This is a genomic window from Allotamlana fucoidanivorans, assembly GCF_045788535.1.
Classification (GTDB): domain Bacteria; phylum Bacteroidota; class Bacteroidia; order Flavobacteriales; family Flavobacteriaceae; genus Allotamlana; species Allotamlana fucoidanivorans.
Genome location: NZ_CP074074.1, coordinates 1,850,268 through 1,863,370 on the forward strand (window position 1 = coordinate 1,850,268; position 13,103 = coordinate 1,863,370).

Annotated in this window: 10 protein-coding genes and 1 riboswitch; of the genes, 9 read left to right on the forward strand and 1 reads right to left on the reverse strand. The window is 34.6% G+C overall.

The genetic code is table 11. The features are described 5' to 3' along the window. Positions 1-54: 54 nt before the first annotated feature. On the reverse strand, positions 55-1,230 hold the full coding sequence (locus tag KFZ70_RS08480) for a 2-isopropylmalate synthase (RefSeq protein ID WP_139695226.1): 1,176 nt from the start codon (positions 1,228-1,230) through the stop codon (positions 55-57). Positions 1,231-1,378: 148 nt separating this feature from the next. Here KFZ70_RS08480 and KFZ70_RS08485 point away from each other — a divergent pair, with 148 nt between their 5' ends. From KFZ70_RS08485 to KFZ70_RS08525, 9 genes are all read left to right on the forward strand, one after another. Beyond that, the gene (locus KFZ70_RS08485) at positions 1,379-2,929 is read left to right on the forward strand and encodes a hypothetical protein (protein WP_139695225.1); all 1,551 of its coding nucleotides are present in this window, start codon (positions 1,379-1,381) and stop codon (positions 2,927-2,929) included. A 95-nt stretch (positions 2,930-3,024) separates the two neighbouring features. Then, positions 3,025-3,149, forward strand: a riboswitch (SAM riboswitch). Between the two features lie 123 nt (positions 3,150-3,272). Beyond that, positions 3,273-4,547, forward strand: coding sequence for an O-acetylhomoserine aminocarboxypropyltransferase/cysteine synthase family protein (locus KFZ70_RS08490; RefSeq protein WP_139695224.1), 1,275 nt, complete (start codon positions 3,273-3,275; stop codon positions 4,545-4,547). A gap of 59 nt (positions 4,548-4,606) precedes the next feature. Continuing rightward, a complete protein-coding gene (gene thrA, locus KFZ70_RS08495; RefSeq protein ID WP_139695223.1) occupies positions 4,607-8,002 on the forward strand; it encodes a bifunctional aspartate kinase/homoserine dehydrogenase I in 3,396 nt (1,131 codons plus the stop codon). A gap of 59 nt (positions 8,003-8,061) precedes the next feature. Then, complete coding sequence (locus tag KFZ70_RS08500) at positions 8,062-9,237, forward strand: PLP-dependent aspartate aminotransferase family protein (RefSeq protein WP_139695222.1); 1,176 nt, start codon at positions 8,062-8,064, stop codon at positions 9,235-9,237. Between the two features lie 4 nt (positions 9,238-9,241). Continuing rightward, on the forward strand, positions 9,242-9,655 hold the full coding sequence (locus tag KFZ70_RS08505; protein ID WP_139695221.1) for an Rrf2 family transcriptional regulator: 414 nt from the start codon (positions 9,242-9,244) through the stop codon (positions 9,653-9,655). Positions 9,656-9,822: 167 nt separating this feature from the next. Continuing rightward, positions 9,823-10,080 (forward strand): DUF2061 domain-containing protein, encoded by a 258-nt coding sequence (locus tag KFZ70_RS08510; protein WP_199240653.1) that lies wholly within the window; start codon positions 9,823-9,825, stop codon positions 10,078-10,080. Between the two features lie 11 nt (positions 10,081-10,091). Further along, on the forward strand, positions 10,092-10,712 hold the full coding sequence (locus KFZ70_RS08515; RefSeq protein ID WP_139695220.1) for a phosphoadenosine phosphosulfate reductase family protein: 621 nt from the start codon (positions 10,092-10,094) through the stop codon (positions 10,710-10,712). A gap of 42 nt (positions 10,713-10,754) precedes the next feature. Continuing rightward, a complete protein-coding gene (gene cysD / locus KFZ70_RS08520; RefSeq protein ID WP_139695219.1) occupies positions 10,755-11,660 on the forward strand; it encodes a sulfate adenylyltransferase subunit CysD in 906 nt (301 codons plus the stop codon). A 147-nt stretch (positions 11,661-11,807) separates the two neighbouring features. Next, complete coding sequence (locus KFZ70_RS08525; RefSeq protein ID WP_139695218.1) at positions 11,808-13,055, forward strand: sulfate adenylyltransferase subunit 1; 1,248 nt, start codon at positions 11,808-11,810, stop codon at positions 13,053-13,055. Positions 13,056-13,103: the final 48 nt, after the last annotated feature.

A 13,103-nucleotide genomic window follows, 5' to 3' on the forward strand; every position in this document is an offset into this window, starting at 1 on the left:
AGAAAATGTATTTGTAAATTAGCTAATTGTTATAAATAATTGAAATATATTCGATTAAGAGGATGTAATTTCTTTATAAATCTTGCTGCTTTCAATGATTTTATGAATATCATTATCATCTACTTCCTTTTTCTTATCAGCAAAATCTAAGAAATCTGTGTAAATTTCATCCAATTGAAGTTTGGTTAACTCGTATCCTACATTTTTGGCTCGGTAGGCTAAAGCCGCTCTACCACTTCTAGCGGTAAGTACAATGGCCGATTCTGTTACACCCACATCTTTAGGGTCGATAATTTCATAGGTTTCACGATTCTTAATAACGCCATCTTGATGTATACCAGAACTGTGGGCAAAAGCATTAGCACCTACAATGGCCTTGTTAGGCTGTGTATAAATACCCATACTGTCTGATACCAATTGGCTTATACCATAAAGCATTTCGGTTTGAATACCCGTATCAAGGTTTAAGTAAGGGTGTTGTTTTAAAATCATAACTACCTCTTCTAAAGCGGTATTGCCTGCACGCTCACCAATACCGTTAATAGTACATTCTATTTGTCGGGCACCATTAATAACCCCTTCAATGGAGTTGGCGGTAGCCAAACCTAAATCATTATGACAATGACACGATAAAATGGCTTTATCAATACCAGTTACGTTTTCTTTTAAGTATTTAATTTTTGCACCATATTCGTGTGGTAAACAATACCCAGTGGTGTCTGGAATATTTAAAACTGTAGCACCAGCTTTTATTACCGCTTCACAAACACGCGCTAAATAGTCGTTATCTGTTCTACCAGCATCTTCAGCGTAAAATTCAACATCTTCTACAAACGTTTTGGCATAGGCCACGGCTTTTACAGCGCGCTCAATGATATCTTCTCGCGTCGATTTAAACTTGAATTTTATATGCGAATCAGACGTTCCTATACCTGTATGGATTCTTGCTGTTTTGGCATATTTTAATGCTTCGGCAGCTACTTTTATATCATTTTCAACAGAACGGGTTAAACCACAAACGGTTGCATTCTTTACAATTTTTGAAATCTCTTCAACTGACTTAAAATCGCCTGGACTTGATACTGGAAAACCAGCTTCGATGATATCAACGCCTAAATTATCAAGCTGTTCGGCAATAATCAATTTTTGTTCAGTATTCAATTTACAACCAGGGACTTGTTCGCCATCTCTTAGGGTTGTATCAAAAATTTGGACTCTATTATCAGACATTTATTAAAATATATTTTCGTATTGATTTACGAATGTATATTTTGGTTTTGTAAAAATGGAATTCTACATTTGTTTTTTACGATGTTAAACACAATGAATGTTTTGTTAAAAAGCTTATAATAAGAGTTTTACATCTGTTTTTGTAACTATGACAAGAGAACAAAAAGATAATTTGTTTATTTTAATTAAGTCGCTTTCAAAATCTGAAAAAAGACAGTTTAAACTTTATGTAGGAAGATTAGGGGTAAATGAGGATTCAAAATTCTTAATGCTCTTTAATATTCTTGATAAATTGGGATCTTATGATGAAGCCGTAATCCTTAAAAAAGGGATTGTAAAGAAACAGCAGCTTTCAAATTTAAAGGCACATTTATACAAACAGATTTTAATAAGTCTTCGCTTGAATCCATCTCATCAAGATATTCGCATTCAAATTAGAGAGCAACTTGATTTTGCAACCATTTTATATCATAAAGGGCTTTATAAACAAAGCTTAAAGATTTTAGATAAAGCGAAGAACTTAGCCATTACGAATGAAGAGAAAAATGTGGCTTATGAAATTGTTGAGCTTGAAAAGGTTATTGAATCTCAGTATATTACGAGGAGTTTAAATAATCGGGCTGACGAATTGTCTGTGCAAGCCAAAGAGTTAAGTCAGCAAAATGTTTTGGCTAGTAAATTATCTAATTTATCACTTCAGTTATACGGCCAGTTTTTAAAAACAGGCTATGTGAAGAATAAGGCTGAAACCAAGCGTATAACAGAGTATTATAATGATAGATTGCCTAAGTATGATATTAACGAATTAGGTTTTAGGGAAAAATTGTGGTTGTTTAAGGCTAAATTGTGGTATAGTTTTTTAACCCAAGATTTTTTATCCTGTTATAAATATGCCAAAAAGTGGGTGGATTTATTTTATTATAATGAAGACATGATTGTGCTGCACCCTGTCTTTTTTCTAAGAGGAAATCATTATTTGCTGGAAGCGTTATTTTACTTGAGGCAATATGAAAAGTTTAAAGAGGTATTGTTTAAACTTGAAAATATTACACAGCAAAAATGGTTTCCAGCCGATGATAATATTGATGGTTTAGCCTTTTTATATATTTATAATAACAAGTTTAACTTACATTTTATTGAAGGAAGTTTTGAAGAAGGCATTCCTTTGGTTGATGAGGTGTTAGAACGTCTTCGTGTATATAAAGATCGCATTGATGAGCATCACATTATGGTGTTTTATTATAAAATGGCGTGTATGAACTTTGGGGCTGGTGATAATAAAAAATGTATTTATTATTTAGAGAAAATTATAAGCAATAGGTCGCTTCAAATGCGGGAAGATTTATTGTGTTTTTCAAGAATTTTGAATTTGGTGGCGCACTATGAAGCAGGATTAGATTACAATCTTGATGTGTTAATAAGAAGCACCTATAAGTTTTTAATTAAAATGGAAGATTTGCATGAGGTGCAAAAAGAATTTATCAAGTTTTTAAGAGGTTTGGGGGATATTTATCCGAATGAAGTGAAAAACGAATTCATCAAATTACATAGAAAACTTAAGGAATTTGAAGATGATCCTTATCAAAGTCGTGCGTTTTTATATTTAGATATTATCTCATGGTTAGAGTCTAAAATAGAAAATAAACCCATAGGTCAAATTATTCGAGATAAGTTTCAGCAACGCATGTTGAACTCTTAAATTTTTACAAAAATTTAAAATTTCACCTGAAAAAATTTGGAAATTAATTTTTCTGAACGAATATTTGCAATTACAAAGTTCAAAGACTTACTGAGATGTTATCAAGAAAGGCGGAGGGATTAGACCCTATGAAACCTTAGCAACCCTTTAAACTTATTAAAGAAGGTGCTAAATTCTACTTGAATATTGATTCATTTATCGATGTTTGGATAGATAACCATAATAAAATTGCTCTTAGCAATTTTAAAATTCTTTATAACATTTTTCTATTAAGTACATCTATAAAAAGGTGCATTTTGACTTTTGAATTAATTAAATTATTAACTCAAAAAAAATTAGAAAAATGAGTACACAAAAATTTGCAACAAACGCGCTTCATGCAGGACATGAAACTAGTGCAACTGGCGGAACAAGAGCGGTTCCTATTTATCAAACTACATCGTATGTGTTCAATAATTCAGAACATGCGGCTAATTTGTTTTCACTACAAGAATTAGGCTTTATTTATACAAGATTAAATAATCCTACCAATCAAATTTTACAGGAACGTTTAGCAGCGCTTGAAGGTGGTATTGGTGCGGTAGTATTTGCTTCTGGTACAGCAGCGATTTCAACGGGTTTGTTAACGCTGTTAAAGGCAGGAGATCATATTGTGGCTTCAAGTAGTTTGTATGGCGGAACATACAATTTATTAAGCGTAACGTTACCGCGATTAGGTATCACAACCACATTTGTTGATGCTTCAAACCCTGAAAATTTTAAACATGCCGTTCAAGATAATACAAGAGCCTTTTTTGTAGAGTCCTTAGGAAATCCCAAATTAGATGTGTTAGATTTAGAGGCAATAGCTGAAGTGTCAAAAGCAGCAGGCGTTCCTTTCATTGTAGATAATACAGTGGCAACACCAGCTTTATTAAATCCAATTGAGCACGGCGCAAATATTGTTATTCACTCATTAACCAAATATATTGGGGGACAAGGTACTTCGTTAGGAGGCGCAATAATTGATGCTGGAACTTTTGACTGGGCCAATGGGAATTTTCCGGAATTTACAGAGCCTTCAGCAGGTTATCACGGATTGAAATATTATGAAACTTTAGGGGCTGCCTCCTATACATTCAAATTGATTTTAGAGGGATTACGTGATTTTGGTGGCGCCTTAAGTCCAACAAATGCATTTAATATCATTCAAGGGTTGGAAACCTTACCTGTAAGAATCAAGCAGCATAGTAAGAATGCTTTAGAGTTGGCTAAATGGCTTGAGGCTCAACCTGAAGTGGCATGGGTAAATTATCCAGGATTAGAAAGTAGTACATATAAAGCTTTAGCAGATAAATATTTACCTAAAGGACAAAGCGGAATTGTTACCTTTGGAGCAAAAGCAGGTTTTGAAGCGGCAAAGACCGTAGCAGATGAAACAAAGATATTTTCATTGTTAGCTAATATAGGAGATACAAAATCATTGATTATTCATCCGGCAAGTACCACCCATCAACAATTGGATGAAGCGGCTCAGGCTTCGGCAGGTGTGTCGCCAGATTTAATCAGGTTGTCTGTTGGGATTGAGGATATTGAAGATTTAAAAGCGGATTTAAAGCAGGCTTTTGAAAAAATATAACTATTAATAACTTGTTTGATGCTGCAAAGTAAAACAGGTTAAATGTAATTTGAATATTAGTGGATACGCCATTACAACATATCATTCTTGAAAACTTTGTTACTGAAAGTAAAGTTTCCATTCCTCAAATAAAATTGAGTTATCAGGTGTTTGGTAAACCATTAGGTACTGCACCTATAGTTTTAGTGAACCATGCCCTTACGGGTAATAGTAATGTGGCAGGTAAAGATGGCTGGTGGAAGGATTTAATTGGTGATGATAAAGTGATAGATACCAAGTTGTATTCTATTTTAGCGTTTAATATACCAGGAAATGGTTATGATAGCTTCATCATTGATAACTATAAGGATTTTGTAGCTAGAGATGTGGCTAATATATTTCTGTTAGGTCTTGAAAAACTAAATATTCCTAAAGTGTTTGCTACCATAGGTGGCTCACTAGGTGGGGGTATAGCTTGGGAAATGGCCGTTAATAAACCAGATTTTACTGAGAATTTGGTGACTGTGGCTACCGATTGGAAGTCTACCGATTGGTTGATTGCCAACTGTCAAATTCAAGAGCAGTTTTTGCTGAATTCAAAAAATCCGGTACATGATGCTAGAATGCATGCCATGTTGTGTTATCGAACCCCAGAATCTTTTAAAGAACGCTTCCACCGTTCTATAAATGATGATTTAGAGATTTTTAATGTGGAGAGTTGGTTATTGCACCATGGCAAAAGGTTACAGGAACGTTTTCAGCTTTCGGCTTATAAACTCATGAATCAATTGCTTAAAACCATTGATGTAACCAAAGGAAGAAAAGAAGATTTCAATGTTTTAGATACAATAAAGGCTAATATTCATATTATTGGGGTGGACTCCGATTTGTTTTTTACAGCAGAAGAGAATAGAGAAACTCATAGGCAGCTGGCATTAACACATCCTAATGTGACTTATAATGAAATACATTCGGTGCATGGGCATGATGCCTTTTTAATGGAGTATGAGCAACTGGAGAAAATAATTGAAGGCATTTTTGTGCCTGATTCAAAAAGAAAACGCATGAAAGTTTTAAAGTTTGGGGGTAAGTCTCTAGCTAATGGAAAAGGATTAGAAACAGTACTTTCAATCATAGAGAATAAGGTAAAAAATGGGGATCGTATCTGTGTAGTGGTTTCGGCACGAGGATCGGCAACCGATGATTTAGAGGCTATTTTAAATAAAGCCTTAAAAGGAAAGTCATATAAAGAAGCTTTAGAGGCTTTTAAAACCTATCAGATTGAACCTTTAAAATCAGTCGATTTTTCAGAAGAGTTCTCTGTTTTAGATCAGCTTTTTGAAGGTGTTAGTTTGTTACGTGATTATAGTAAAAAAACCAAAGATAATATTTTAGCACAGGGCGAGCTATTGTCTGTAAAACTAATCACAACCATCTTGAATGAGCGCGGAGTTAACGCACATGCTACCGATTCAAGAGATTTAATAAAAACAGATGAAGCTTTTGGCAATGCGCAACCATTGTCAAAACTTTCAAAGGAAAACACGCAGGCATATTTCAAAAAACATAAAGATTCGGTAAATGTAATTACAGGTTTCATTGCTTCAAATTTGAAAAATGAAACCACTACATTAGGCAGAAATGGCAGTAATTATACAGCGGCTTTAATTGCTAATTTTTTAGATGCGGATGAGCTTCAAAATTATACACATGTAAACGGCATTTACACAGCCGACCCTAATTTAGTTTCTGATGCCAAACAGATTAGAGAATTGTCATTCAGTGAAGCCAACGAGTTGGCTAATTTTGGAACCTCGGTATTGCACGCCAAAACCATCATTCCTTTAGTTGAGAAAAATATCAGCTTAAGAATACTCAATACATTTAATCCTGAAGATGAAGGTACCTTAATTACAGCTCGACCAAGTACTAAGGAAGTAACTTCATTATCAATTCTTGATAATGTGGCGTTATTGAATTTTGAAGGAAGAGGGCTTTTGGGTAAAATTGGTGTTGACGCTAGAATTTTTGGAGCTTTAAGCAATTATGGTATCAGTGTGAGTATAGTGTCTCAAGGGTCTTCAGAGCGGGGTATAGGGTTGATTATAGATGCAGATCAAGCTACACAAGCTGTTTTGGCGCTTGAGAGGGAGTTTGAGAGTGATTTTTATTCGCAAGACGTGAATAAAATTGATGTGGTTGATGACGTATCTGTGATCTCCATTGTGGGTATTGAATTGAGCTCGTTTCATAAACCGTTCAATGCTTTAATTAGAAATCAGATTACACCGTTACTTTTTAATAACACAGTAACAGGAAAGAATGTAAGTTTGGTGGTGAAAAAGAACCAATTGCATAAAGCGGTTAATGTGATTCACGGTGAAGTTTTTGGTATTTCTAAAAAAATAAACATTGCCATTTTTGGTCATGGAGGTGTAGGCGGGGCTTTAATCAATCAAATTTTAAAGTCTAAGGAAGATATTGAGAAAAGAAAGGGTATTCATCTTAACGTTTTTGCAATAGCTAACTCTAAAAAAATGCTTTTAAATAAAGATGGGGTTTCAGAAAATTGGAAAGAAGAAATAGCAGAGTCATCTATTGAAAATTCAATTGACGATATCATAGCGTTTGCCAAAACACATCATTTAGAAAATTTAATAGCGGTTGATAATACCGCGAGTTCTACCTTTTATCAAAACTACATACCTTTGGTTGAAGCTGGTTTTGATTTGGTGTCATCCAATAAAATTGCTAACACGATTTCTCATGAGTTTTACACCAATTTACGCGTTAATTTAAAAGAGCATAATAAGGAATATTTATATGAAACCACAGTTGGAGCAGGATTACCTTTGATTGATACCATTAAATTATTGCACGAATCAGGTGAAAATATTACACGTATTAGAGGCGTGTTTTCAGGAACCTTAAGTTACTTGTTTAATAATTTTTCGGTAGAAGAAAAGCCATTTAGTGCCATTATTAAAGAAACAGTAGACAAGGGTTTTACCGAGCCAGATCCGCGAGAAGACTTTTCAGGAAATGATGTAGCGAGAAAATTACTAATTTTGGCTAGAGAATTAGATTTACAAAATGAATTTGAAGATGTTGAGGTGCTAAATCTTATTCCAGAAGCTTATAGAGACATTTCTGTAGCAGAATTTTTGTCGCAATTAGAAGTGCTGGATGTAAGGTATCAAAAACTAAAAGACGAACAAAAACCGGGGCACGTACTACGTTATGTGGGTGATTTGTCTGGTGATTTATCTCAAGATAAAGGTGTTTTAGAGGTGAAATTAGTTTCAGTGCCAGAAGATAGCACCCTGGGACATGTAAAGGGATCTGATGCTATTTTTGAGATATTTACAGAATCATATGGTGAACAGCCTATTGTAATTCAAGGAGCTGGAGCAGGAGCCGAGGTAACTGCTAGAGGTGTTTTTGGAGATATTTTAAGATTATCGAAAATAAAATGAATTTAGACGTTATGTCGTCTTGTAAATAGGTCAATTGTATTGATCATAAAAAAAGTAAAGTGAGTAAAAAGCAGTTTGAAACAGAAGCTATTCGTACACAATCAGAAACCACTCAGTTTTCTGAACATTCGGTGCCGTTATACTTAACCTCGGGGTTTGTGTTTGATGATGCAGAAGAAATGCGCGCATCATTTGCAGAAGAGAAACAACGTGATTTATATAGTAGATACAGCAATCCTAATGTCAATGAATTTGTAGATAAAGTATGTTTGATGGAAGGTGCAGAAGCTGGTTTTGCTTTTGCAAGTGGTATGGCTGCTGTGTTTTCAACCTTTGCTACCTTGCTTGATGCAGGTGATCATGTGGTGTCGTGCAGCTCTGTGTTTGGAGCAACTCATGGTTTGTTTACCAAGTATTTCCCAAAATGGAATATTGAATGTTCGTATTTCAATATTGATGAGGTGGAAACTATCGAAAATTTAATTCAACCTAATACAAAGTTTATCTATGCAGAGACACCTACCAATCCGGGAGTTGATGTTTTAGATTTAGAATTTTTAAGCACTATTTGTAAAAAGCATGGTTTGTTGTTAGTAATTGATAATTGCTTTGCTACACCATATTTGCAAAACCCTATTAAATTTGGTGCTGATTTAGTAATCCATTCGGCCACGAAATTAATGGACGGACAAGGGCGAGTACTTGGTGGTATTACTGTAGGGAAAAAAGAATTGATTCGCGAAATATATTTATTCTCAAGACTAACAGGACCTTCAATGAGTGCTTTTAACGCCTGGGTGTTGTCCAAATCATTAGAAACACTTGCAGTAAGGGTAGATAGGCATTGTGAAAATGCATTAAAACTTGCCGAGTATTTGGAGTCGCATCCAAAGGTAAAATGGGTAAAATATCCGTTTCTAAAATCGCATCCTAAACATGACATAGCCAAAAAACAAATGCGATTAGGTGGAAGTATCGTAGCTTTTGAAGTAAAAGGTGGTTTAGAAGGCGGTCGTGCTTTCTTTGATGCTATAAAGATGTGCTCACTATCGGCCAATTTAGGGGATACCAGAACCATTGTAACACATCCAGCAAGTACTACACACGCTAAGGTTGAGGCCGATGTTAAAGCAGCAGCGGGTATAACTGACGGAATGGTGCGTTGTTCGCTTGGTTTAGAGCATATCGATGATATTATTTCTGATATTGAACAGGCTTTAAAAAAGTTATCTTAAAGACATGCTATCTAAAAAAACGAAATACGGACTAAAGGCTTTAACTTTTATTGCTAGAACACAAGGAGACGAACCAGTACGAGTTAGTGAAATAGCCAAAAGCGAAAGTATTCCGCCAAAGTTTCTAGAAGGGATTCTGCTAACGTTAAGAAAAGCGGGTATTTTAGGCTCAAAAAAAGGGAAGCACGGGGGGTACTATTTAAGACAATCTCCCGCGCTAACAAAAATGACCGATGTTATGCGAGTGTTAGAGGGGCCTATTGCTATGGTGCCGTGCGTGAGTTTAAACTTTTATGAAAAGTGTGATGACTGCCCTGATGAGCATAAATGTAGTGTACATAAATTAATGATTGAGGTTAGAGATAGCACACTTAAAGTGTTTAGAAACACAACCTTAGCCGATTTGTCTGAAGAATAAATTAGCAAATAATCATTTTTTCTTTTATTCTCTTAAAAAGTTTCCTGCGTATTACTTAAAAAAACACAAAAAATCTAAAAATTAAAAAATAGAGTTTGTAAAGTAAAAAAAAGTATTACTTTTGTAATCCCTACTAAACTGATAGGATTAATATAATTCAACGACAAATGATAGGACAAATGTTATTAAAAAGTAAAGAAAAGTCTACGTATAAAGAGGATACTACTAGTGAAAAACCGCTAAGAAGTGTTGTAAAGTCACTTAGCTGGAGAACAATAGGAACTTTAGATACGGTATTAATTTCTTGGATAATAACGGGTAAATTAGATTTGGCTTTTTCAATAGGAGGTATTGAATTAATCACTAAAATGGTGTTATACTTTTTCCATGAACGAGTTTGGAATTCTATTAAGTGGGGAAAATAAAAAATTAAACAATGTTTACAGAGAATCAAATACAAGAGTTAAACAAAGCGTTTAAAGAGGCGACGCCGAAATCAATTGTAGAAAAAGCACTTGAGTTAAGTCAAAAAGCGGTGGTGACTACTAATTTTAGGCCGTATGAAGCGGCAATATTGCATGCTGTAACTCAGGTAGAAGCAACGTTGCCAGTCGTGTGGTGTGATACAGGATATAATACACCACAAACATACAGGCATGCAGAGCAGGTGATAAAAGATTTAAATCTAAATGTGTTTTTGTATGTCCCAAAGCAAACTTCGGCGCATAGAGATGTAGTATTGGGAATACCTGCTGTTGATGATCCTGAACATGCTTTGTTTACTGAGCAGGTGAAGCTAGAGCCTTTTAAAAGAGCTATGGATGAGCATAAACCTAAAGTTTGGTTTACAAATTTACGTCAGGGGCAAACCGCATTTAGAGATAGCATAGGGATTTTTAGTTTAAGTAAAGATGGTGTTTTAAAGGTAAGTCCGTTTTACTTTTGGTCTGATGAGAAATTAGATGGGTATTTAAAAGAGAATAGCCTTCCTAATGAGTTTAAATATTTTGATCCAACCAAAGCATTAGCAAATAGAGAGTGTGGTTTACACGCCTAATCAATAAAAAATAGTTCCGCGAAAGCGAATTGAAACACAATTATGAATAAAGATACATCACATATCAACTCGTTAGAAAATGAAGCGATATACATTATGAGAGAAGTTGCAGCGCAATTTGAAAAACCTGTGTTGTTATTTTCAGGAGGAAAAGATTCAATTACTTTGGTAAGATTGGCTGTAAAAGCATTTTATCCAGCAAAAGTGCCATTCCCTTTAATGCATATCGATACAGGACATAATTTTCCTGAAACCATAGAATTTAGAGACCGATTGGTTGAAGAGTTAGGTTTAGAATTAATTGTAAGAAATGTGCAAGATTCTATAGACCAAGGTAAGGTAAAAGAAGAATCAGGAAGGTATGCTAGTAGAAATATGTTACAAACTACAACACTTCTTGATGCTATTGAAGAGTTTAAGTTTGATGCTTGTATTGGTGGTGCACGTCGTGATGAAGAAAAGGCTAGAGCTAAAGAGCGTATTTTTTCTGTACGTGATGATTTTGGTCAATGGGATGAAAAAAATCAGCGCCCAGAGTTGTTTGATATGTTGAATGGAGAGATAGAGCATGGGCAAAATGTTCGTGTGTTTCCAATTTCAAATTGGACCGAGTTAGATGTATGGTCTTATATAGAGAAAGAAAACATTGAAATTCCTTCTATATATTTTGCACATAAACGTAAAGTATTCTTAAGAGATGGTATGATTTGGTCGGCGGAAGATGATGTGGTTTATAGAGATGATCATGAAGAGGTTATTGAAGAAATGGTGCGTTTTAGAACGGTAGGGGATATGAGTTGTACAGCAGCGGTGTTGTCAGAAGCGTCTACTATTGATAAGGTAGTTGAAGAGATTAGAGAATCGACTATTTCAGAGCGTGGCGCACGTATAGATGATAAACGCTCTGAAGCAGCTATGGAAAAACGTAAACAACAAGGGTATTTTTAAAATGGTTAATGGTTGTTAGTTATCTATTAAAGGTAATTTAAATAAGCAAACATTTTCAAAAAAATAAATTATAATATAAGTTGTTGAATATAAAAGGTTAATAGGGAAACCTGCTAACCAGAAACCAACAACCAACAACAGTATAAAATGGAAGTATTAAAAATAGCAACAGCAGGAAGTGTAGATGATGGGAAAAGTACGTTAATAGGACGTATTCTCTATGATACAAAATCTTTAACTACAGATAAGTTAGAGGCTATTGAAAAAACAAGTAAACAACGTGGTTATGATTACTTAGATTTTTCTTTAGCAACAGATGGTTTAGTTGCTGAAAGAGAACAAGGTATTACTATAGATGTAGCGCATATCTATTTTTCAACCAAGAAGAAAAGTTATATCATTGCCGATACTCCTGGTCATGTAGAGTATACCAGAAACATGGTTACTGGAGCCTCAACATCACAGGCCTCAATCATATTAATTGATGCAAGAAAAGGCGTGATTGAGCAAACTAATCGTCACTTTTTTATCAATAATTTATTGAGAATAAAAGATGTAGTGGTTGCTATCAATAAGATGGATTTAGTAGATTATTCTGAAGAGGTTTATAACAAAATTAAAGCCGATTTTGAAGCGTTAATGAGTAAGCGTGATTATCAAGGACAAAAAATTACGTTTATTCCCATTAGTGCATTAAAAGGTGATAACGTAGTAAACACCACAGATAAAATGCCTTGGTATAAAGGCGAAGCTTTGCTAGAGCATTTAGAGCAATTAGATAAAGCCGATATCTTTAATACAGGTACTCCGCGTTTTCCAGTGCAGTATGTGATTCGTCCAAAAACAGAAGAATTCCATGATTTTAGAGGTTATGCTGGTAAAGTTTACGGAGGAAATTTAAGCGTTGGTGATGCCGTTGTGGTGTTACCATCAATGACCAAATCAAAAATCAAAGAGATTTATTTCTATGATGAAAAATATGAAACGGCTTCAAGACGTTCGTCAGTAACCATCACTTTAGAAGATGATATCAATGTAAGTAGAGGTGATATGATTGTTAAGGATGGTGATTTACCAACTATTGAAAAACAGTTTACAGCGAATGTGTGTTGGATGGATGCTACCCAATTAAATACAGGTGGCAAATACATTGTTCAACATGGGATTAATAAAGTATTGGCTAAGGTTGATAAGATTAATCATAAAATTCACCCTGATTATTCAGGCATTGAAGAAGGTGTAACAAGTATAGGTGTTAATGATATTGCTTCAATATCATTTAAATTGAACAAACCTATTTTTTATGATCAGTTTAAAAATCATAGAACTAATGGGTCTTTTATTCTTATTGATCCGCAGTCAAATAATACCGTTGGCGCGGGATTTATCCAATAGAATAAAAGCAGCTTAACAAATAATAATATAGTCAAACTAACAAATTCC